Annotated in this window: 19 protein-coding genes and 1 tRNA gene; 14 read left to right on the top strand and 6 right to left on the bottom strand. The window is 53.3% G+C overall.

The window, feature by feature from the left end:
* Window positions 1-84: 84 nt before the first annotated feature.
* The 4 genes from MUN86_RS18155 to MUN86_RS18170 all read left to right on the top strand — a co-directional run bounded on the left by MUN86_RS18155 (window position 85) and on the right by MUN86_RS18170 (window position 2615).
* Window positions 85-966, top strand: a complete 882-nt coding sequence (locus MUN86_RS18155) for a DUF2167 domain-containing protein (RefSeq protein WP_245119459.1) — start codon at window positions 85-87, stop codon at window positions 964-966.
* Window positions 967-1060: 94 nt separating this feature from the next.
* On the top strand, window positions 1061-1774 hold the full coding sequence (locus tag MUN86_RS18160; protein WP_245119460.1) for a TVP38/TMEM64 family protein: 714 nt from the start codon (window positions 1061-1063) through the stop codon (window positions 1772-1774).
* A 122-nt stretch (window positions 1775-1896) separates the two neighbouring features.
* Window positions 1897-1970, top strand: a tRNA-Arg gene (locus tag MUN86_RS18165).
* An 84-nt stretch (window positions 1971-2054) separates the two neighbouring features.
* The gene (locus MUN86_RS18170) at window positions 2055-2615 is read left to right on the top strand and encodes a DUF4468 domain-containing protein (protein ID WP_245119461.1); all 561 of its coding nucleotides are present in this window, start codon (window positions 2055-2057) and stop codon (window positions 2613-2615) included.
* 563 nt (window positions 2616-3178) lie between these two features.
* Here MUN86_RS18170 and MUN86_RS18175 read toward each other — a convergent pair.
* Both MUN86_RS18175 and MUN86_RS18180 read right to left on the bottom strand, forming a co-directional pair.
* Entirely contained in the window at window positions 3179-3643 is a 465-nt protein-coding gene (locus tag MUN86_RS18175; protein ID WP_245119462.1) for a hypothetical protein, read from the bottom strand.
* Window positions 3644-3950: 307 nt separating this feature from the next.
* Window positions 3951-4499: an efflux RND transporter periplasmic adaptor subunit gene (locus MUN86_RS18180; RefSeq protein WP_245119463.1), complete on the bottom strand. Its 549-nt coding sequence runs from the start codon at window positions 4497-4499 to the stop codon at window positions 3951-3953.
* Between the two features lie 381 nt (window positions 4500-4880).
* On the opposite strand from MUN86_RS18180, the gene MUN86_RS18185 reads away from it, so the two are divergent.
* From MUN86_RS18185 to MUN86_RS18200, 4 genes are all read left to right on the top strand, one after another.
* A complete protein-coding gene (locus MUN86_RS18185; RefSeq protein ID WP_245119464.1) occupies window positions 4881-5411 on the top strand; it encodes a TetR/AcrR family transcriptional regulator in 531 nt (176 codons plus the stop codon).
* 617 nt (window positions 5412-6028) lie between these two features.
* Entirely contained in the window at window positions 6029-6322 is a 294-nt protein-coding gene (locus tag MUN86_RS18190) for a hypothetical protein (RefSeq protein WP_245119465.1), read from the top strand.
* A gap of 138 nt (window positions 6323-6460) precedes the next feature.
* Window positions 6461-7474: an NAD(P)/FAD-dependent oxidoreductase gene (locus tag MUN86_RS18195; RefSeq protein ID WP_245119466.1), complete on the top strand. Its 1014-nt coding sequence runs from the start codon at window positions 6461-6463 to the stop codon at window positions 7472-7474.
* Between the two features lie 86 nt (window positions 7475-7560).
* Complete coding sequence (locus tag MUN86_RS18200) at window positions 7561-7887, top strand: 2Fe-2S iron-sulfur cluster-binding protein (RefSeq protein WP_245119467.1); 327 nt, start codon at window positions 7561-7563, stop codon at window positions 7885-7887.
* 129 nt (window positions 7888-8016) lie between these two features.
* On the opposite strand, the gene MUN86_RS18205 is transcribed toward MUN86_RS18200, so the two are convergent.
* The 3 genes from MUN86_RS18205 to MUN86_RS18215 all read right to left on the bottom strand — a co-directional run bounded on the left by MUN86_RS18205 (window position 8017) and on the right by MUN86_RS18215 (window position 12436).
* Window positions 8017-10248, bottom strand: coding sequence for a hybrid sensor histidine kinase/response regulator transcription factor (locus MUN86_RS18205; protein WP_245125789.1), 2232 nt, complete (start codon window positions 10246-10248; stop codon window positions 8017-8019).
* A 956-nt stretch (window positions 10249-11204) separates the two neighbouring features.
* Window positions 11205-12260, bottom strand: a complete 1056-nt coding sequence (locus tag MUN86_RS32690) for a ligand-binding sensor domain-containing protein (protein WP_245119468.1) — start codon at window positions 12258-12260, stop codon at window positions 11205-11207.
* 29 nt (window positions 12261-12289) lie between these two features.
* Window positions 12290-12436, bottom strand: a complete 147-nt coding sequence (locus tag MUN86_RS18215) for a hypothetical protein (RefSeq protein ID WP_245119469.1) — start codon at window positions 12434-12436, stop codon at window positions 12290-12292.
* A gap of 277 nt (window positions 12437-12713) precedes the next feature.
* Here MUN86_RS18215 and MUN86_RS18220 point away from each other — a divergent pair, with 277 nt between their 5' ends.
* The 6 genes from MUN86_RS18220 to MUN86_RS18245 all read left to right on the top strand — a co-directional run bounded on the left by MUN86_RS18220 (window position 12714) and on the right by MUN86_RS18245 (window position 20868).
* Window positions 12714-13469 (top strand): TonB-dependent receptor plug domain-containing protein, encoded by a 756-nt coding sequence (locus tag MUN86_RS18220; RefSeq protein ID WP_245119470.1) that lies wholly within the window; start codon window positions 12714-12716, stop codon window positions 13467-13469.
* Between the two features lie 5 nt (window positions 13470-13474).
* Window positions 13475-15136, top strand: coding sequence for a SusC/RagA family TonB-linked outer membrane protein (locus MUN86_RS18225; RefSeq protein ID WP_245119471.1), 1662 nt, complete (start codon window positions 13475-13477; stop codon window positions 15134-15136).
* Complete coding sequence (locus MUN86_RS18230) at window positions 15133-15828, top strand: hypothetical protein (protein ID WP_245119472.1); 696 nt, start codon at window positions 15133-15135, stop codon at window positions 15826-15828. Before MUN86_RS18225 ends, MUN86_RS18230 begins: the two co-directional genes overlap by 4 nt.
* Window positions 15829-15858: 30 nt before the next feature.
* The gene (locus tag MUN86_RS18235) at window positions 15859-17433 is read left to right on the top strand and encodes a RagB/SusD family nutrient uptake outer membrane protein (protein WP_245119473.1); all 1575 of its coding nucleotides are present in this window, start codon (window positions 15859-15861) and stop codon (window positions 17431-17433) included.
* A gap of 285 nt (window positions 17434-17718) precedes the next feature.
* Window positions 17719-18858: a glycoside hydrolase family 88/105 protein gene (locus MUN86_RS18240; protein ID WP_245119474.1), complete on the top strand. Its 1140-nt coding sequence runs from the start codon at window positions 17719-17721 to the stop codon at window positions 18856-18858.
* A 189-nt stretch (window positions 18859-19047) separates the two neighbouring features.
* Entirely contained in the window at window positions 19048-20868 is a 1821-nt protein-coding gene (locus MUN86_RS18245; RefSeq protein ID WP_245119475.1) for a glycoside hydrolase family 2 protein, read from the top strand.
* A gap of 269 nt (window positions 20869-21137) precedes the next feature.
* On the opposite strand, the gene MUN86_RS18250 is transcribed toward MUN86_RS18245, so the two are convergent.
* Window positions 21138-21398 (bottom strand): hypothetical protein, encoded by a 261-nt coding sequence (locus tag MUN86_RS18250; RefSeq protein ID WP_245119476.1) that lies wholly within the window; start codon window positions 21396-21398, stop codon window positions 21138-21140.
* Between the last annotated feature and the right edge of the window lie 96 nt (window positions 21399-21494).

Consider the following 21494-nt stretch of genomic DNA (forward strand, 5'->3'; position numbering starts at 1 on the left):
CAATACGCTGCTTGGTATTTAAGCTGAACAGCTACGTTCCTATCTTGTCGGTAAAATCTTATTCACTTTCTGCCTGATATTCAATTGAAAAAACTTCTATTCCTATTAGCTTTTGTAGGCACGCATCTAGCCTCTTTTGCTGCTCCTACTCCGCCTGATTCTGTAGACCGTGAACAAGTCTACGTCGACTCTGTGCAAGCGGCCCTGAAGTATCAAACCGGACATATTACCTTCCCCGATAACCTAGGCTCTATCAACGTGCCGAAGGGATTCCGCTACCTCGATGCCCGTCAGAGTGAATATGTACTGACTGAGCTTTGGGGCAACCCCAAGAGTGAGTCATTGGGCATGCTGTTTCCAACTGATAAGGGGCCGCTTGACGACAACAACTGGGCTTTCGCCATTGAATACGACCCCTCGGGTTATGTAGAAGACAACGATGCGGCCGACATCGACTATGACGATCTGCTCAAGGAAATGCAGAACGATACTGAAGAAAGCAACCTCGAGCGGGAAGCCAATGGCTACGGACGAATCTTGCTCATGGGCTGGGCTGCTAAGCCCTACTATGATGCCAAGCTCAACGTGCTGCATTGGGCCAAGGAATTGCGTTTCAGCGGTTCCGCCTCCACCACCCTTAACTACGATGTGCGGGTATTAGGCCGCAAAGGTGTGCTCACGTTGCAAGCAATTGGCGACATGTCGCAGTTACCGGAAATCAAAAGCACCATTCCGGCGGTCATCCGAAGCGTGGAATTTGCGAAAGGCCAGCAGTACACCGATTTCAACCCAGAGCTAGACGAGGTAGCGGCATATGGCATTGGCGGGCTCGTGGCGGGCAAAGTACTAGCCAAAGCGGGCGCCTTGGCTCTTGTGGCCAAATTCTGGAAGATTATCGTGGCACTGGTTGCCGCCGGCTGGACAGCTATCCGCCGTTTCTTAGGCGGTAAAACAACCGACGAATAAGCGGCTCCCGTCGGAAGCGCAGCCTTCCGCTCCGTTCTTACGTTCTTACCTTCGGGCCGGCCGCACAGAGCCGGCCCGATTGTTTTCTAAGCCTATGGCCTTTCTCCGCGAGCTTTTTCAGAAGAACGCCTCCACCCTGCTTTCCATGTTTCTGTTGGTGGCGTTGCCTGTGGTGGGCAGTTCCTCACTGAGTTACGTCCTCTACCGCAACCAAGCCCTGCTGGAACACCTCACCTTTGGTCAGAGCCTGCTTTACTTCTGCATCATTGCTTTCACCATGGCGTTTGCCATCACCCCCACCACGTTTGTGGCCCTAGTTACGGGGTTTTACCTAGGATGGGCGGGTCTACCAGGCATGGTCTTGGCCTATGCATTGGCGGCGTTGGTAGGGTACCAGGTAGCCGCTTCTCTCGACCACGGTAAGATGCTGCAATTTCTTCACCACTTCCCCAAGGCCGATGCTGTCATGCGCGAGCTCAAGCATGACAGTTGGCAGCTCATCATCCTAACGCGCATTTCGCCGGTGCTTCCTTTCGCCCTGATGACGTTTGTGTTAGCCGTGATGCGTGTAGACCGCAAGCGTTTTCTACTGGCCTCAGTGATGGGTATGTTACCGCGAAGCTTATTTTTCTATTGGTTGGGCACCAAAGCGCAAGACGTCTTCTCCCTCTTGAAAGACCCTGATACTGGTACGGCGGGCAAGCTGCTCGTTATTGGACTGGTAGCTGTGTCGTTGTTTGGTCTCTATTTTCTGTTCAACCGCGCTCTTAAGCGGGCTTTAAGTGGTAGTACTGGAAAAGAACAGTAAAAATTTAAAACTGACTTTCAGCGGCTTGCAGGTTTGCCAGCAAGAATTTCAATCTAATTATGCCAACAAGCTTGCCGGACTAAAATTTAAGCTGTTATCTTTGTGCTCCGCAAAGGAAAAAAGGTTGTGTAGCTCAATTGGATAGAGCATCTGACTACGAATCAGAAGGTTTAAGGTTCGACTCCTTACACGACCACGAAACCCCCTCAGTAGCTTACTGAGGGGGTTTTTGCTTTTCTACCAAATGAATTTGTATTTAGCATTTCTATATAGCTGATCTATGAAATCAATCTTTATCGCACTCTGGCTGCTTTCCTCAGTCAGCCTTTATGCTCAGACCCCGGCGGCACCTACTCTGCCGGTCGATACGGAAACGAAACGAGTGACCTATACCGGAGTTGTTGCTGTGGAAGGAGCAAGTCAAAGCGAGCTATACACTCGTGCTAAACTATGGCTCTTCCTGACATTCGACGAAGCGAAAGATGTTATCAAGGTGGATGAGAAGGACGCTGGCCTGCTAATTATTAGGGCCTATACTGACCTACCTGTTCGGCTGGCACAGTCAGATTTCGAGCCTACAAACCGGGAAGTAGGCTATACAATGATGTTAAACTTCAAAGATGGGCGCTATAAGTATACCCTTACAAACTACCAAGTAATAGGTGTTGGCACATCTACTTCGATTGAAAAGGAAATCACCGCTCAGCTAGGCAAGCCTAAGAACAAAGGTATTTTCCTTGCACAACAGTACGCGGAAAAGGTTGGCATTTACGCCAAATCACTCACGGAGAGTCTTAGTATTACCCTTCACAAACCTGTTTCCGGTGAGGAAGAATGGTAATTTATTACCGCATAACAAGCTGGCTAGTGCAATGTGTAGGCTCTTTCGTCCTTGATGGACGCAGTATGGCTTCCCTGTACTCTACGTACCGATTATAATCGAAGCCAATAAAAGCTGCTTTGGCTGAGTGAGCTTTCTATTCAACTGAACACCGTTGGTCACTAACGCTCTGTTTTCAGCTAATCAGTGTACAGCCTAGGTAGTAGATTCTTAAGATTGAGGCCCGCACTATCTAAGCTGGTACTTGCGTAGTCCGGATTGACGCCGCAACTTCATGATGTTGTTCATCAGAGAATTGCGCTACATCTCGCTTTCTCAATAATACGGCCCATATAGCGGCTGGCAGCCAACCAACGATGGTGGCTTGCAGAAAAGTACACAGAATGCCTCTCAGTAGATGGCCATCTAGTATCATACTAAGGCCAGGTAAAAGCAAAGCTAAAAGCATAATAAGCTAATATAAACTATTTGCCTGCAACCTACATAATTATACAATAATGATAAAGTACTAATTTGCGTTCCTGTATTAATTATCTGTAAAACAGTTGATTACTCAACTTATATCAAGAAAGCAGTTTAGCTTGGTGAGCAGCGCTGATAATGGCAGGTGCATTCTTGATGGTAGCCAATACAACCTCCTTGGCGGCTTGCTTTAATTCATCTTTGCTTATGTCTCGGGTCTCCTCAAGCACTAGGTCTCCCATCGTTTTGAAAGCCGATGACAAGGCTTTGCGTTTGGGCCTTTCTTCCTTCAATTGCTCATAAATTAAAGCAATTTGCGCGTTGATCTTGAGCCGACGGGTATGAAAAACCGAATCATTGGCTACTACAGGCTGTATAGTTTCGAGCAGTTTCACTAATGGCAGCAATTTGGTTGCTGTCGAGAGTATAGCTCCATTTAGTCTTTGATGTTTGCCAGCAGCAGTAATCTCGTTTACCCCCAGAGAGGTAACTGCTTCCGAGTCGGGACTATAACCGTCATGGGTATAGCTTTCTTCTGATGGGATTTTATCTACGTTTGAATTCATGTACTAAGTAATGCAATCCCTTTTCGTACTAAGTACTTGTAAAGTATTGCATTACTTATCAAAATGCAACTTCAGAAAGTTGCTGGTTAGCCCTTACTAGCAAGCAGCTAAAAAGGATCTAGGAGCATCTCCTAGTTGCAAAATCAGCTTGCTATTGATCTGACGCCTAAAAACTAAAAGCTTAGTCAGATCTTATTGACAAATAGCTAGCGTAAAATTTCAGATGCTGGGCATGGCTATGTCCATGCATCCAAATGATTAGGAGGGAAGTCAGCAACAGCGAAAAGAGCCGTTGCTGCTTGACTAATTAGTTGTCAGCTACTTCAAATGAGGAAATACTCGCTGACCCTAGGCTAATTACCGTGCTTGAATCGGAAACGTAGGTACCAGCGGGAGCAGGCACACGTGCTACCACTCCATTGGCCGGCGCCTGAATAAACACGAATGTTACTTGCTTCGGGGCGCTTGCCGCTTTTTGCTGAGCGGCCACCAACTGTTGACGAGCCTGTTCTAAGGCTTGCGCTGATACTTGGTTTGGAACGGCGCTGAGCAGCTGATCATACTGTTTTTTAGCCTGCCGAAGCTCTTTTTCGGCTTGCTGCTGACCTACAGTATGGAGTGGCACTAGGAGTTTGGCCAGTACCTGACCTCGCTTCACTTGGCTGCCGCTTTGCACATACACTTCCCAAACCCGGCCTGTGGTAGCAGCAGGCAAGTGGCGTAGTGGACCCGTAACGGGAGAGGAAGTTAGTTCCTTTCCCTCGGTAACAATGCGAGGACAGCCCTGAGTCAGAATTGCGCCAGTTGCTAGAATAACGCCAAGTATAGAAAGAAGGAATAGGGTCTTGGTTTTCATGATGTGGAAACAGAAAAACGAGTGCCGGAAACTCTCCTATTGCTCATCAGCAACCTGCGCTCCAAGGGGTAGACGGATCAACCATCAAAACCTTGCTTTTTTTGAATACTTTTTTTCAGGAATACAAGCAGTAGATTTTACTGCTGGTAGCGCGGAAAACTAAAAAGCGCAATTACCTTTAATAAGACGCCGTCAGGTCAAGACGCATTTACCAGTCTGTTCATCAATGGTATAGTGTGAGTTTGAACGTAGCGTACTCGTTTGTCAACTCTGCTGCTTTACACTTTGCTTGCATAGACTACCAGCCTTAAATTGCACTTAGGAAACTTGTCCTGCAGCAGAAGTATACAACATCCAAGTGTTGCGCTTTACCTTTGCGCTATGAACCGCAAACAACTTATTGCTCAGGCAGCCTTGCAACTGTTCGCGGAGAGAGGATTTGAGAACACCTCCACAGCGCTAATTGCAAAAGCGGCTGAGGTATCAGAAGCTCTTATATTCAAGCATTTCGGCAACAAAGACCACTTGCTCGACTATATTATCCGGAGCGGCTACAAGCGCATCATTGAGCAAGGCCGTGGACGGCTGCCCGAAAATGCGCCATTAGAGCTGATTTATCGAATTATTGACCTGCCATACACCTTGGTGCAGGAAGAGCCTGCTTTTTGGAAACTGCAAAATCGGCTTGTCGATGTAGCGGTAGCCCGCACTCAGCACGAACGGTTTTTGCAGCCGCTGCCCGTTTTGCTTACCACTGCCTTTCAGCAGTTAGGCTATCAGCAACCCGACAAAGAGGCACGCCTACTGATGCTGCTTGTAGAAGTGCTTTGGAAAAGCCTAGCTACACAAGACCACGCGGATATTCCAGAAATGCTAGCCTTTATCAAAACGAAGTATGGTCCTCAAGCCTAGTTTAGGCTCTTATCTTATCCTTTCTTAGATCTACATAGCTAATGCAACTATTGGCTTTGCTAGCCTAGCAAAGGCATTACATAATATGGTAGGCTGGTTTTCCGCGGACTATCCATCCTGACTACGGGTCTTAGTTGGTTTTGTCTTGACTGCTAGGGTGCAAAGCATCAAAAGCAGTCAGGCATGTATCCGCAGTCTGAACTACGGACAAGCAGATAAGACGGCTTGGTGATAGCCACCGCTGTAAATCCATATTTACACAAGTATTGTATTACTATAACACGCAGCAACTCGACAATAAATAATCATATATATACTTACTATACAAGTACAAATAAGTACCTTAGCGGCCTGTACTATAAGCTATCAGAATAGCTGTTAATTGATTGGAATATTGTATTTTATTACCTAGTATATCCAATAAGAAGAAGGCAACAACACCTGTTTAAGGTGAATTTAACTACGCTTGATTCTGTTATTTATGCAAATACCCTATACAAGTAATGAGGTTAGTAGCTTTTCGTTTAGAATACCAAATTACGGTAGATGAAGACCGTAACCAGGTAACCTATGAGCGGTTTGAAGAGCTAAGTTTAGCCTCTGACTTACCCTTTTATATGAGTGATTGGCAACGCGCTTTATCATTCATGAAGCCCAACTTTACGGTACTCTACGATGTGCGCCGCAGAGTAGGACCTAATGTGCGGTTGATACCTCTGTATCTACGCTTGCATCTGCTTTGGTTGAATGCCAAGGTTGGAGTGGTTGCGGAGGTTCATCCCACGGTTTTCAATATGTACCAAATCAGTAGGACCTTGCGTGAGCAGACGAAGCTGCCAGTACGGCTATTTACTGACCGCATCGAAGCCGAGGCCTTTCTCCATGATTTCCGTTCGGGATTGGTAGCCTGAGTTTACAAAGCCCATACAGGGTTAAGGCGGGCTGCCTATCTTTGTAAGCGTATATACAGTTAGACCCAACGTTTTGGGAGCTTTCTGTGTTTACATACGGGGCCCTTGCCACCGTTTGTTTGTTCTCACTTTTCGCTGATGAATTCCATTTCCACCGATATCTGTATTATCGGAGCCGGTCCTGTGGGACTGTTCGCCGTATTTGAAGCCGGATTGCTGAAACTGCGCTGCCATGTGGTAGACGCGTTGCCCCAAGTAGGTGGACAGCTCTCCGAGATTTATCCTAAGAAGCCCATCTACGATATTCCAGGGTTTCCCGACATACTAGCTGGCGACTTGGTCCGCAACCTTATGCGTCAGATCGAGCCCTTCCATCCCACGTTTACTTTGGGCGAGCGGGTTGAACGTTTTGCTAAGCTCGAAGATGGCTCGTTTCAGCTCTATACCACTGATGGCACCGAAATTATGTGCAAGGCCATTGCTATTGCAGGTGGCCTAGGTTCATTTGAGCCGCGTAAACCGGCCATCGAGAGTTTGGAGAGCTACGAGAGCGGCAAAGGTGTGTACTATATGGTACGCGACCCCGAGACCTTCCGTGACCAACGCCTCGTCATTGCTGGCGGCGGCGACTCGGCCTTGGACTGGACGATTTTCTTGGCTGACGTGGCCAAGGAAGTAACCCTTGTACACCGCGGCACTACCTTCCGCGGCGCGGCCGATTCGGCCGAGAAGGTGAAGGCCTTGCATGAAGCGGGCCGAGCCCGTTTGGTGCTGAGCAGCAATGTGACGCACGTACACGGCAACGGCAAGCTTAATGCCGTAACCATCACCGCCAATGACGGCACTGCCGAAACACTGGATGTAGATTCGTTTATTCCGTTGTTCGGCCTCACGCCTAAGCTCGGTCCGATTGAGGATTGGGGACTGGAGCTAGAGGACAACGCCGTGAAAGTTGACACTGTTGATTACTCTACGTCGGTGCCGGGCATCTTCGCTATCGGGGATATCAACACGTATCCGGGTAAGCTGAAGCTGATTTTGTGCGGCTTCCACGAGGCGGCCCTCATGTGCCAAGGCGCTTTCAAGTACATCAATCCTGACAAGAAGTACGTGCTCAAGTACACCACCGTGAATGGGGTACCCACGCTGTAATTAATTACTGATTGTGAAGTAGTAAGTGAGTTTCGTTTATTAACTCACTTACTACTTCACAAACGGTAATTGGCAACTAAACAAATATGACCGACGAAGTACGCGTTTACGTGGAGGAGCCCACTGGGCAACGCACGGAAGTGGTAGGGCCCACTGACATGGGCTTGAATTTGATGGAACTTCTGAAAGCTAGTGGCTACGACATTCAGGCTACCTGCGGTGGCATGGCTTTATGTGGTACTTGCCACATCGAGGTGCTAGGCGGTCCTGAATTAGACGAGCCCGGCGACGATGAAATGGCCATGCTAGAAAGCTTGCCCATTTTAAGTCCTGGCAGCCGCCTTTCCTGTCAGCTTCGCATCACTGAGCGTCTTGACGGGTTGATCTTGCGTCTAATGCCGCAGACGGCCTAGCAAGGCCGCTCCAGCATGGAAGGATAGGCGCTACGTATACACGCTTCTGTCTTTTATCTACCGCAGCCCACTAGGCTGCGGTTTTTTGTTGTTGCGATGGTTCTGCACTTGGTACGGGCAGAAAGAGTTTTAAGCACTTTCACTGAGTAGACTGCTGGTTTTGCTGCCGGCGCGGTGCTGCTTAGCATACTCAGAAGGCGACATGCTGTAGGTCTTTTGGAACATCTTGCGGAAGTTCTTACTGTCGTCGATGCCGACTTGGGCGGCCACTTCGGTGATGCGTAATTGGGTGTCGGCTAGTAGTTGAGCCGCGCGCTTCATGCGCACGTCCCGAATAAACTCGACCACTGACTGGCCAGTAATGCTCTTGAGGCGGCGGTAAAATACCGATTGGCTCATACCCATTTCACGCACCAACAGGGGCACCGTGAATTCTGAATTCTCTAGATGCGATTCTACAATGCGTAAGACACTTTCCAGGAATACCTTGTCGGCGTCGGGCATGGTTATTTCGGAAGGTTGGAGCAGGGCTTGGCGCTGGTAATAGTCGCGGAGTTTGTGGCGGTTATGCAGCAGCGACGCCACTTTTGCTTGCAGTAGCTTCGGGTTGAACGGCTTGCTACAATAGTCGTCGGCGCCGGTTTCGAGGCCTTCTTGCTCGTGCATTGCAGCGGTGCGAGCTGTGAGCAGCAGAACCGGGATGTGCATGGTTTTCGGGCTCTGCTTGATTTTCTGGCACAACTCTAATCCATTACTGCGCGGCATCATAATGTCGCTGATGATGATGTCGGGGAGTTGAGCTACGGCCTTTTTCCAACCTTCTGCCCCATCGGCGGCTACGGTCACGCAAAAGGCAGGCTCGAACAGTTGCCGTAGGTACTCGCGCATCTCCTCGTTGTCTTCCACTACGAGCAGTTGCCCACCACCATCTGGCAATGCTACGGAAGGTGCGAAAACAGCGGCATCCTCTACCTCCGAATAGACGGCGGGCACAAACGTGGTTTCACCCATGGTGGGCACCGTGTCTGCAACCAAATCAGTTTCTGCTAAATGCGCGCTGCCGAATGGTAACCGTACTATGAATGTAGTGCCCACCCCTACTTGGCTTTGCACGCTCACCTCCCCGGCGTGCCGCTCCACTAACTGCTTCACCAACGATAAGCCAATGCCAGTGCCTACCATGCGCAAGGTGTCGGTGTGGGAAGCTTGATAATACACGTCGAAGATGCGGTCCAGTTCGGTAGGCTTCATGCCTACACCCCAATCCCGCACCTCTATTTCCAGGAAGTTGTCTTGGAGCTTCTGCTGTTGCAGCAGGCCCTCATGCTCTGGGCTTCCGACTACTGCTACCCGGAGCTGGATTTTGCCGCCTTCCTTGGTGTACTTGAAAGCGTTGGCCAGCAGGTTAGTTAGCACAATTTCTAACTGCCGGGAGTCGAAATATAACGGTACAGCTTCGGCAGGAGCCACCAGCGTGTAGTCTAACTGCCGCTCTTCTGCTTTCAGCTTGAAGATGAGGAAGATTTCAGTTAGAAATCCCACTATGTCGTTGCGGCTGGCCCGCAATGGAATGTGGCCTGATTCCACCTTGCGGAAGTCCAGCAACTGGTTGACTAGCCCCAGAAGTTTGCGTGTCTGCCGGTGCATAAGCAGCACTTTGTCTTTCAATCCGCCCAACTGCCCGGCCACGCTCATTAGCTCTTCCATAGGCGCTAGAATCAAGGAAAGCGGCGTCCGTAGCTCGTGGGAGACGTTGGTAAAAAAATTCAGCTTTAGGGTAAGCACTTCCTTCTCTTTGGCTACCTGAAAGCGGTCCAGCGCCAGTTGGTTTTGGGCTGCCTGCTGGCGCATTTCCATGCGACGGTAGAGCGCCAGCGCCGCCAGTACACCGGCTGCGTACAACAGATAGGCCCACCACGTACGCCACCGGGGCGGTAGCACCGTTAGGTGCAACGTGGCCGGTTGCTTCGACCAGATGCCATCGCCGTTGCTGGCTTTCACTCGTAGTGTATAGTCGCCGGAGGGTAGGTTAGCGAAGCTGGCCGTGCGCTGACCGGGCGGAATCTGGATCCAACGGTCGTTGTAGCCTTCCAGCAAGTAGGCATAACGGTTTTTGCCTGGATTGGCATAGTTCAAACCCGTAAAATCAAGCGCAAAATCATTCTCCGCGTCCTTAATTTCAATGGTTTGAAGCCGCGCTATAGTTTGCGGCAGCAATACCCGGTCGTTAATCACCTCCCCTACTGCCACCGGTCGGCCGGCCAAACGCAAGCCCGTGATGCGGACATCGGGTGGAAACGGATTCGGCAGAATAGCCTCGGGCTTGAAGTAGCTGATGCCATTGATGCCACCGAAATACATAGTGCCATTGCGGCTCCGGTACGCTGATCCTACCTTGAAAGAGTAGCTCTGCAAGCCATCAGCGGCATCATAATGCAAGTACTTTTTAGTAGTGGGATTGAAGCAGTAGAGCCCTCCGCCCCCAATCCAGAGGTTGCCTTTCTCGTCGGCTAGTAGACTTTCGATGTCCGTTTCGGGTAGCCACTGGCTGTAGCGCCGGATGGTTTCATGGCCTTGAGCATCGGTATGGAGTTGGTGCAGCCCGCCCCCGATGGTACCAATCCAGAGGGTGCCTCGCCGGTCGAGCAGCAAGGGGCAAGCGTAACTTACTTGCAAGCTGTTGCGGTCTTGGCTGTTGTATTGAAAATGCTGAAGCACTGCCAAAGAATCAGGCAACAAGCGCAGTTTCAGCAAACCGGTATTGCGGGTGCTGGCCCACAGTACGTCCCGCTGGCGGTCATAAAGCAAATAGGTGAACCTATCAGTCGGCAACTTGGAATTTTGGGGACGATAGGCTTTCAAGAACTTGCCTTCCTGATCGAACTGCAGCAGACCTTGAGTGAGTGTAGCTACCCATATGTTGCCGTACCGGTCTTCGATGATGCCCTCCACCGACGTTTCGGTTAGATTCAACTGATTGGGTAGCACGGTATAGGTACGCGTGACTTCGCGCCCGTCCTTGCGCTGCAGCGTTATCAACCCATTGTAGTGCGTACCCAACCATAGTAAACCGTTGGAAGCCTGAAAAATGGAGGATATATCGACGCCTTGTCCATTGGCGGCCTGACCGGTCAGGTAATTGCGGTAGGTTTTCTGGGTTAAATCGTAGCAAGAAAGGCCGTTGCGGGTGCCAAGCCAGAGTAAGTTCTTCGCTTCTTCTTTGTAGATGGCGTTAACGAAATTGTTGGGCAGCGTGGGGAACTTGGAAATCTGCTGGCTAAGGTGCCCGAAAGGCTTCTGCCGCAAATCCACCCGATTTAGCCCTCCGGCCGAGGCAGCGAACCACAGAATCTGGTTTTTGTCCTCGAAAATCTGATGAACCCGCTCGGAGTTGATGCCATAGGATTCGCCTGGCTCAGGCAAAAACCGGGTTGCTTCGTGAAGCTGAAGCGGGATATGGTGGCCGGTGACGGGCGCGGCTTCCCACAGATGCACCCGTAGTTGGTGCCCACCCACAACCGCCGAAACGAATCGAGGTAGAGAGTTTGCACATCTTGAAAAATTCCTGGCAAAGACTGCGCAGCCCCTAGCTGCCCATTTTGTCGGTCTTGGCTGGCTACCCAGAAAACTTGTTGGCCGGTACTCACCCACAAGTCGCCCTGTTGATCGAGGTGGAGTTGGCGGACGGTAGCGGCTGAGAAGGCGGTAGCTTGGGCAGCCAATGCGGTGGAGACAGTGCGCGACACCTGTACCACCCGAAGCCCACTACCAACCGTACCAACCCAAACTTTCCCGGCAGGGTCAGCAACTAGACTAGCAACCTCGTAGTCAAGCTTCTGCTGTTTGGCGAGAGGAATTTTATGTATGGCTATGGGCTGATCGTGCTTATCGAGTGTGAGGTGAAACAGGCCCGTATTGCGGGTACCCACCCACAGGTTGCCTTGAGCATCTGAAGTCAGGGCAGTTACTTCTGTCTGAGACAGTTGCCGAGACAGTTGCCGATACATCGGCAGCAAATTTTTCGCGCTTAGCCCAACAAACTTGTCGGTGCCCGCATCGTAGCAGCTGACCCCAGTGTTTTGGGTGCCCACCCACAGCCGACCGTTGGCTCCCACGTGCAGCATTCGGATACGGTTCCCTGACAAGCCATTCAAGGGATTTACGGGCAGGAAGTACGTTTTGAGCTCGTAGCCATCGTAGCGGTTAAGGCCTTTGTTGGTGCCCACCCACACAAATCCCTCTTTGTCTTCGGCCACCGTGATGGCGTCGCTGTGCGACAAGCCCTCCGTGATAGTGACGTGCTCGAAACGCAACTCGTCTAGGTTACCTTGGGCGCAACTCTTCTGGCTAGCTACGCTTAGCAGCAAAAGCAACAAGCAAAGAGCATAAGTACACTTCCAAATCATAGCTCGTTGCCGGGGGTGGTTTGCATGACGAGGAGCGCTACAGGCATCGGACGAGACAGCAAAGGCGTACCAATCCGCTTCCGTAGCAACAGGGCAACCATGGCCACCGAAAGCAGAGCGGCAAAATCTTGATTACTTGGCATTTACTAATTGAAAATCCCAGGATGATCGAAAGAAAAGAGGTATTGCAAAGCCTAATTTATCCCCTTTTTTGACTTAAAACACCCCTGTCTATCGGATTCAAGGACGATACTTTTGAATAATTCAAAGTGCTGACTTGAAACTACAAGTGTTTCCAGCCACCTTTTGACTCCTAAGCGCCAACGATTGCGGATGATTGGAGCAATCGTTTGTGAAGGCTGCTAGGTTGCTGCCGGCTGCTACTTCGATTAAGACCCCATATTTAAATTCCCTTTTTGTATGAAAGTAAAATGGCTACTCTTAGGTGGGCTGTTTTGGTCGGTTCGGCCAATCCATGCTCAACCTCTATCCCGACTCGTCGGAGCAGACACTGAGCCGGTAACCTCGACCAATCAGCCGCTGGCTGACACGGACGACGCAGAACTGCTGGCCACCACTATCACGGGCCGCATCACCGATGACAAGGGCGAAGGCCTACCCGGTGCCTCGGTACTGATAAAAGGCACGACGGTCGGTACGGCCACTGATGCGCAGGGCCGGTTCACGTTGACAGTGCCCGATGGCACTACGAACGGCACATTGGTCGTGTCGTTTCTAGGCTACCTGTCGCAGGAAGTAGCCATTGGCGGGCGCACTGAAATCAACGTGATACTGAGGTCCGATGCCAAGTCGCTGGACGAAGTGGTGGTGGTAGGCTACGGCACGCAAAAGCGGGAAGACGTGACCGGCTCGGTGGCCTCAGTGCCGACCGACCGCTTAGAGAAAATCCCGGTTTCGAACGTAGGGCAAGCTTTGCAAGGCGCGGTGGCAGGCGTTACCATTACGGCTCCGTCGAGCGTGCCGGGCAGCCAACCCAACATTCAGATACGGGGCGTACGCTCGATTACGGCCGGTACCAATCCCTACTTAGTGGTGGACGGGGTGCCATTTCCGGGCAACCTCAACGACATCAACCCCAACGACATTGCCTCTATCGAAATTCTAAAAGACGCTTCCTCGACGGCCATCTACGGTACGCGGGCTCCAACGGGGTAATTCTGGTGACCACGAAACGCGGCAAATCCGGCAAGCCCCAAATTCGCTACAATGGCTACGGCGGGCCCGAGTACATAGTCAACAAATTGCACCCGCTCGATGGACCGGCGTTTTCCGAAAAATGGCAGGAGTTTACCCGGCAGCGCGGCATCAACCTGACGCCAGTACCCAACATTGGGGAGGTGGACAACTACAATGCCGGCCGCACCACCGACTGGATGGATTTGATTCATCAGCAAGGCTCTATCCAAGACCACAACGCTTCTATCTCGGGGGGTACCGAGGACGTGAAGTACTTCGTGTCGGGTGACTACTTCAAGCAGAAGGGCATTATTAAAGGCTATCAGTTTCAGCGCATCAGCTTGCGCTCGAACATCGATGCGACGCTAACGCCTTGGCTGCATATCGGAACCTCGTCTTTCTACTCCACGTCCAACGACGACGGCGGCCGTGCTGACCTGAGTTTGGCCCAGGTACTGAGCCCGTATGCTACGCCTTTCAACCCTGATGGCACCTACACCATTTTCCCGCAGCCACCCGAGCAATTGGTTAAAAACGCCTTACTAGGTTTGACCACTCAGCGTGAAGACCGCGTAAACCAGCTCACGGGCACGGGCTATGCCGAGGTGGAACCGACCTTTGTGGAGGGCTTGAAGTACCGGGTGAATGCCACGTACTCGTACCGACCCGGCCGCTTCGCCAACTACGCGGGCCGGCCGTTTGGTGACCTGCGTGGCACCGCCCAGCTCATCAACGATGAGCGCCAGAACTACACGGTTGAAAACCTGCTGTTCTACAACAAGACCATCGGCAAGCACCACTTCGACGTAACGGCTCTTTACAGCGCCCAAGAGAATAAGTACTTCACGACCAGCGAAACGGCTACCGGCTTTATCAACGACCGGATTGGCTTCAACAGCATCGGCTCGGGTTCTAACGCCCCGGTTATCAACTCGTTCAGTGAGCGCCGGACACTGGTATCGCAGATGGGGCGCATCAACTACAACTACGACAGCCGCTACCTGCTCACCGTGACCGCCCGGCGCGATGGTTCGTCGGTGTTCGGCACCGATGCCAGCAAGTACGCGACCTTCCCCTCGGTGGCTTTGGGCTGGAATGTGGCCAATGAATCTTTCCTGAAAGACCAGGAGACGGTGAATTCACTGAAGCTGCGCTTTTCGTATGGCACAACGGGCAACGAAGGCATCAACCCGTACCAGACCATTACGGGTAATGCGCTGCTGCAATACGCCTACGGTGGTGTGGCGGCCACAGGCTTGCGCGCCGACCGTATCGGCAACTCCCGGCTGAAATGGGAGCAAACCACCAGCGTTAACTACGCCGTGGACTTTGGCCTCCTGAAAAACCGTCTTACGGGTACCTTGGAGTACTATAATGCCGAAACCGAAGACCTGCTGCTGAACCGCCAGATTCCGATTATTTCGGGCTATAGCACCATCCTCGACAACGTGGGTTCGGTGCGTAACCGAGGCATAGAACTGAGCTTAACCACAGCCAACGTGCAAACTCCCGATTTCACTTGGGAAACCACGCTGAACGCCTCGGGCAACCGCAATAAGCTGCTGAGCTTGGGCTACACCGACGCCGATGACATTGGCAACCGCCTCTTCATCGGTCGGTCGTTGGGGCCGTGTACGATTACGTGAAAACTGGCGTGTGGCAACAGGGCGAAGACCCCACCGGCAAAGACGCTGGTGCCAAGCCCGGCGACCTGAAGTTTGAAGACCTCAACGGCGACGGTCAAATCACGAGCCTCGACCGCAAGTACCTTGGCACGACCTTCCCGAAATGGCAAGGCGGTATTACGAACACCTTTACGTACAAGGGGTTCAGTTTGCGCGTGTTCATCCGGACGGTGCAGGGCGTGCTCAAAAACAACAACAACCTGAACTTCCTGGACTTGGGCGGCCGCCTGAACATTCCGCAGGAAGTAGGCTACTGGACGCCCCAAAACCAGAGCCAAGACCGGCCCGGCCTGAGCTACATCAACCCCCGCGGGTACGGCTTCCCCACCAACGGCAGCTTCACGCGCCTTCAGGATGTGACGCTTAACTATGCTTTCCCAGCTCCGTTGCTCGAAAAGTTGAAGCTAGGCACGCTGTCGGTGTACGTGAGCGGGCGCAACCTGTATACCTGGACCAACTGGATTGGTTGGGACCCCGAGCAGACCTATACCCTCGGCAACGGCACCGGCAACATCGACAACCCGGTTAGTTTGCTCACCTCGTCCACCAATTTCAGCCCTACCACCAGTGTCAACAGCGGCACCGCGGGCTCCAACCCCAACTTCCCCACCGTGCGGACGTTCGTGTTCGGCCTCAACATCGGTTTGCGCTAACCCTCCCACCCCGACTTTTCACTCTGACATATGAAACGTTTTGCGTTAGCATTTACGGCTTTGCTGGTCACGTCCCAGCTGATAAGCTCTTGTAAAGATGATTACCTGGATGAAGCTCCGGCTTCGCTCTACACCCCCCAAGTGGTGCTCGTAGACTCACTGGGCTTTGAAGCGGCCATGGCGGGTTTGCAGTCGGTGGTGCGCGAGCAGTATACCCGTTCTGACGAGCAAGGCTTGCTCGGTATGATGCAGCTCGGCACCGACGTAGCCATTCCCGGTCAGGTGCAGGGCGCCGAAATACCCTATTACAACTACACGCTGCTCAACTCGCAAGACCAAGCCTCCGCTGTTATGTGGAGCTGGGCGTACCGCACCATCAACAACGCCAACCAGATTATCCAGGGCACGGCTACGGCGCCAGCCACGCTACGGCAAGGCTACAAAAACCGTATTAGCGCCGAAGCCCGCTTCTTCCGGGCCTACGCCTACGATTTTCTGGCCACGCTCTGGGGTGACGTGCCGCTGATTGACGTGCCCGTAAATTCGCCGCGCACCGACTTCACCCGCACTCCCGTCGCCACGGTCAACGACTTCATCGTCGAAGACTTGAAAACGGCCATTCCGAGTTTGCTGTTGGCCAGCAGGGCCGCGTCGGGGCGCATTACGCAGGCCGCGGCCCAGCAGCTTTTGGGGCAAGTGTACCTGCGCATGAATCAGCCGGCACTGGCGGAAACGCAGTTGCAAGCCGTTATTTCGAGTGGGCAGTATAAGCTCGTTTCGGCCCGTTACGGTGTGCGCTCCTCGCTACCCGGCGACTATTTTTCCGACATGTTTATCATTGGCAACCAACGCCGTAGCCAAGGCAACACCGAGCTCATCTGGGGAATCGAGCAGCAACTGTTGGTGCCCGGTGGTACTACCAGCGCTCAGCAGCGGCGCATGTGGGTGCCCGCGTACTACAACATCAAGGGCATGGCGCTGGCCGATTCGCTCGGTGGCCGGGGCCTGGGCCGCCTGCGCCTCAGCAATTGGGTGGATTATCAGCTGTATACGACCCCAGACATGCGCAATTCGAAGTACAACCTCAAGCGGCGCTTCTACTACAACGACCCCACGCAAACCGCCACCTTCGGCAAGCGCGTGACCGGTTTGACGGGCTCGGATACTATCTACAACATCACGCCCTACACCACCAAGTGGAACCAGTTTGACCCGGCCGACACCTTTGGCTTCGGCACCATCAAGGACATCACCATGATGCGCCTTGGCGAAACCTACTTGCTGCTGGCCGAAGCCCAGTTCAAGCAAGGCAAGCTGGCGGAAGCGGCAGCCAGCATCAACGCGCTACGTACCCGGGCGCAAGCGCCGCAAGTAATGGCCAGCCAGATGACGCTAAATTTCATCCTCGATGAACGCGCCCGTGAGCTGATCGGGGAAGAGCAACGCCGTCTGACACTGGTACGCACCGGCACCTTAGTGGAGCGTACGTTGCGCTTGAACGGCGCATCAGTGACGAACCTGACCGCAAAAAATCTGCTGTTGCCTATTCCGCAGACCTCCATTGATTTGAACAACGGCTTGCTAACTCAAAACACGGGCTATTAACAACGTCCACTAGAGGCTAGCCTATGCACCAACCTAACGGATAAGCTGACTCTACTTTATCGAGATGCAGGGGGTGAACAGCCAGCCTGCGTCTCGATAACCGGCGTTTCACCTGCACCGTAAGGCAAGCGGCACCTCTAGTATCTAGTCTCGTTCACTGTGCACTTCCAATTGAGTACTTAACATTGCAGCGAAGTTTCGAGGCGAGGTAGAGCCTTCTCTAAAGCTCATGCTGAGTTGAATGCGCATCCTGTCTTGAAACTGCTATCCATCAAACTCTTTGTAATGACTATTTCTACACCCTGGCGATTGTTTCGAGTTGGTTTGCTGAGCCTGCTGCTTGGCGGCACCCATATGGCGAACGCCGGCACCGAGGCGCCCGCGCCGAAAGCGGCCGACAAGCGTTTCTTCCAGCCGAAGTTTATCAAGCAGCAGTTGCTGAAGGCCACCCAGTGGCAGTTGGCCCACCCCAAGCATAGCGGCACCGACTGGACCAACGGCGCCTTCTACGCCGGCGTGTTCGCGGCCTACGAAACCACCAAATCCAAGCTGATCTTGGATTCGCTGATGGCTATGGGCGAGCGGAACAAGTGGCGCCCCGGTCCACGCTACGACCACGCCGACGATATTGCCATCTGCCAAACCTACCTCAACCTCTACCGCCTCAAGAAAGACCAGCGCATGATTCAGGCCACCATCGATACGGTGGCCAAGCTGCGCCGCGTGACTGGGCGCGAGGTGCGCGAGCATGGCCTGACCTGGTGGTGGTGTGATGCACTGTTTATGGGGCCGCCGGTGCTAGCCAAGTTGGGTGCCATCCAGAAAGACCCATCCTACCTCACCTTCAACGACTCGCTCTACCGGCAAACATACCGGCACCTCTACAACAAGCAGGAGCACCTGTTTGCCCGCGACGCCGCCTACCTGTGGAGCGAATCCGGCGAAGGCAAAAAGGAAAGCAACGGCCAGCGCATTTTCTGGAGCCGGGGCAACGGCTGGGTGATGGGGGGCTTGGTGCAACTGCTCAGCGAGCTACCGCAGACTCACCCCTCACGCCCCTTCTACACCACCATCTTCAAGGAGATGAGTGCCCGCCTGCTGAGCCTACAACAACCCGACGGCCTCTGGCGGTCAAGCTTACTCGACCCGCAGGCCTACCCCGGTGGCGAAGCTTCGGGCTCGGGCTTCGACTGCTATGCCATGGCCTGGGGCATCAACCAAGGCTTACTCGATAAGGCGCAATACTTACCCGCCGTGCAAAAGGCCTGGGTGGCCCTGAATGGCTTGGTTTCGGAAGAGGGCCGCGTGGGCTGGGTGCAACCTATCGGCGCCGACCCGCGCCGCGACTTCTCGGCCGAAAGCTGGGAGGTGTATGGCACCGGCGCCTTCTTGTTGGCTGGCTCCGAGGTCATCAAACTTAAATAGCACATAGCAGGTACCGAGCCAGATCTTACCCCACCCCGGTCCCTCGCCCCCGGGAGAGGGGTGCCAGACGAGAAAATAGTCAGCTAATAACTTTATTAGAACACACCCCTCTCCCGGAGGGGAGGGGCCGGGGTGGGGTCAGCTCCGGTGGGCCCTGGCTACTTACTTTCCTACACCAAATCGGACTCAATGAATTATCATTCCTCGAAAGCAAGGATACCTTATTTACTGCTCGCGCTGCTGAGTTTCGGTTGGGGGAGCACCTTTGCCCAAACGGCTAGCCTCATCACCAACATCGACCACCGTGCTACCACCAGCCTGAACGGCAAGTGGAAAATCATCGTCGACCCGTACGAAACCGGCTTCTACAGCTACCGCATGGTCGAAGACCCTAACGGCTTCTTCAAGGACCGCAAGCCCAAGGACGCTACGGAGCTAGTGGAGTACAACTTCGACACGTCCGACGAGCTATATGTGCCTTCTGATTGGAATTCGCAGCGTGAAGATTTGAAGCTCTACGAAGGCACTATCTGGTACAAGAAAGCCTTCGACTACACCAAGAAAGCCGCTACCAACCGCGTGTTCGTGCATTTTGGCGCCGTAAATTATGATGCGCATGTGTACCTCAACGGCAAGAAAATCGGCCACCACGTGGGCGGCTTCACGCCGTTCAACATGGAAGTCACCGACCTGCTGCAAGAGAAAGGCAACTTTATTGTGGTGAAGGCCGACGACAAGCGCCTGAAGGAAGCCGTGCCCACTCCCAACACCGACTGGTGGAACTACGGCGGCATCACCCGCGACGTGAAGCTAGTGGAAGTGCCCGCCACGTTTGTGGAAGACTATACGGTGCAACTAGCTAAGGGCAGCCTCAACAAGCTGGATGTGTGGGTGAAAACCAACGGCACCAGTCCCCAACCCGTCACGGTCAGCATTCCGGAGGCCAAGGTAAAGCTCACCGGCACCCCCGACGCCAGCGGCATGGTGAAGCTTTCGAGCAATGCCAAGCTCAAGCTCTGGTCGCCGGAAAGCCCGAAGCTGTACAAGGTGCAGATTACGAGCGGCAGCGAAAAGGTGGAAGACGAAATCGGCTTCCGCAGCATCGAAACCAAGGGCGCGGATATTTTGCTCAACAAGAAGCCAGTGTTGCTCAAGGGCATTTGCATTCACGAAGAAATGCCCACCCGCGGCGCCCGGGCCTACAGCATGGAAGACGCCCAAACCCTGCTCGGCTGGGCTAAGGAACTAGGCTGCAACTACGTGCGCCTGGCCCATTACCCGCACAACGAAAATATGACCCGCCTGGCCGATAAGATGGGCCTGATGGTGTGGTCGGAAATTCCGGTGTACTGGACTGTGGATTGGGCCAATCCGGCCACGCTGGCTAACGCCAAGCAGCAGCTTACCGAGATGATTACGCGGGATAAAAACAAGGCTTCGGTGGTGCTCTGGTCGATGGCCAACGAAACGCCGCTCAGCGACAGTCGCCTTAGCTTCCTGAAGAGCCAGATCGAAACGGCCCGCCAACTCGACAACACCCGCCTCATCACGGCCGCGCTGGAAGTGCACAACGCCACTGAAAACACCATGATGATTGACGACCCGCTGGGGCAGTACCTCGATGTGCTGGGCTGCAACGAGTACATCGGCTGGTACAGCCGCAAAATCGAGGACTGCGATAAAATAACCTGGCAAACCACCTACGACAAGCCGCTTATCATCAGCGAAACTGGCGCCGACTGCGTGGCGGGTATGCACGGCGAAGCCACGGCGCGGTTCACCGAGGAGTTCCAGGACAATTTCTACCAGCACCAGTTGGCCATGATCAAGCGCATTCCCTTTCTGCGGGGCGTCACGCCCTGGATTCTGGCTGACTTCCGCTCGCCTCGCCGGCCACTCCCTAGCATCCAAGACTATTGGAACCGCAAAGGCCTGATTTCCGACCGTGGCGAACGGAAAAAGGCGTTCTACACCCTCCAAAAATTCTATGCAGACTGGAAGCTGAAGTAGGCAACGCCCGCTTTCAGCTCCTTACACAAAACAAGAGCGGCAGCCCCTAGGAGGCTGCCGCTCTTGTTTCAACTGGCTTCGATTGCGGAGTTAGCGCCGACGGGTGCTGCGCTTCTTGGCGGTAGCTTTGCTTTTGCTACTCGACGAGCGATGCACCGTCTTTTTGCGGCTAGAACTGCTGCGACGGGCCGAAGAACTGCGGTGATAGGTGCGGTGGGGAGTGGCGGCTTTGGGGGCAGTTAGTGCCTCCGGGACTTTGGTTTCTTCGGTCAGTTCGGGGTACGCGCCAGCATCTCGGTGGCAGCTTGCGTAGCCGCGGCTTCCTGCTCGGCAACATGCTTGATGGCCGCCGCCTGCTTGCGGCGTACGGGCATTAGAAAGTCGCGCTCGGCACGTTCTTGAACTGAGAGGTTCTCTTCGCCGGGAAGGGTGGTCGGCGTCACAGAAGCTGCATTTTTGTCGCTTTGAGCTAGTACTGGAGCGCTGCTAAGCAGCAAACCAGCCAGCCCAATCATCAGTCGTATCTTCATATGCGGTTGTCTAATGAAGGGGCGAAGGTACCGCCTACGGTGGCAAAATCAACGCTGCACATAAAGTTGCTGGTTGGCACTCTCTATATAGCGTTA

The sequence above is a fragment of the Hymenobacter volaticus genome, assembly GCF_022921055.1.
GTDB classification, from domain to species: domain Bacteria; phylum Bacteroidota; class Bacteroidia; order Cytophagales; family Hymenobacteraceae; genus Hymenobacter; species Hymenobacter volaticus.

Bases quoted from the DNA above. Each gene is read 5' to 3' on its own strand.
- MUN86_RS18160 (WP_245119460.1), top strand. From the start codon at position 1,061: ATGGCCTTTCTCCGCGAGCTTTTTCAGAAGAACGCCTCCACCCTGCTT.
- MUN86_RS18170 (WP_245119461.1), top strand. From the start codon at position 2,055: ATGAAATCAATCTTTATCGCACTCTGGCTGCTTTCCTCAGTCAGCCTT.
- MUN86_RS18175 (WP_245119462.1), bottom strand. From the start codon at position 3,643: ATGAATTCAAACGTAGATAAAATCCCATCAGAAGAAAGCTATACCCAT.
- MUN86_RS18180 (WP_245119463.1), bottom strand. From the start codon at position 4,499: ATGAAAACCAAGACCCTATTCCTTCTTTCTATACTTGGCGTTATTCTA.
- MUN86_RS18185 (WP_245119464.1), top strand. From the start codon at position 4,881: ATGAACCGCAAACAACTTATTGCTCAGGCAGCCTTGCAACTGTTCGCG.
- MUN86_RS18190 (WP_245119465.1), top strand. From the start codon at position 6,029: ATGAGTGATTGGCAACGCGCTTTATCATTCATGAAGCCCAACTTTACG.
- MUN86_RS18195 (WP_245119466.1), top strand. From the start codon at position 6,461: ATGAATTCCATTTCCACCGATATCTGTATTATCGGAGCCGGTCCTGTG.
- MUN86_RS18200 (WP_245119467.1), top strand. From the start codon at position 7,561: ATGACCGACGAAGTACGCGTTTACGTGGAGGAGCCCACTGGGCAACGC.
- MUN86_RS18205 (WP_245125789.1), bottom strand. From the start codon at position 10,248: ATGTATTTCGGTGGCATCAATGGCATCAGCTACTTCAAGCCCGAGGCT.
- MUN86_RS18215 (WP_245119469.1), bottom strand. From the start codon at position 12,436: ATGCCAAGTAATCAAGATTTTGCCGCTCTGCTTTCGGTGGCCATGGTT.
- MUN86_RS18220 (WP_245119470.1), top strand. From the start codon at position 12,714: ATGAAAGTAAAATGGCTACTCTTAGGTGGGCTGTTTTGGTCGGTTCGG.
- MUN86_RS18235 (WP_245119473.1), top strand. From the start codon at position 15,859: ATGAAACGTTTTGCGTTAGCATTTACGGCTTTGCTGGTCACGTCCCAG.
- MUN86_RS18240 (WP_245119474.1), top strand. From the start codon at position 17,719: ATGACTATTTCTACACCCTGGCGATTGTTTCGAGTTGGTTTGCTGAGC.
- MUN86_RS18245 (WP_245119475.1), top strand. From the start codon at position 19,048: ATGAATTATCATTCCTCGAAAGCAAGGATACCTTATTTACTGCTCGCG.
- MUN86_RS18250 (WP_245119476.1), bottom strand. From the start codon at position 21,398: ATGAAGATACGACTGATGATTGGGCTGGCTGGTTTGCTGCTTAGCAGC.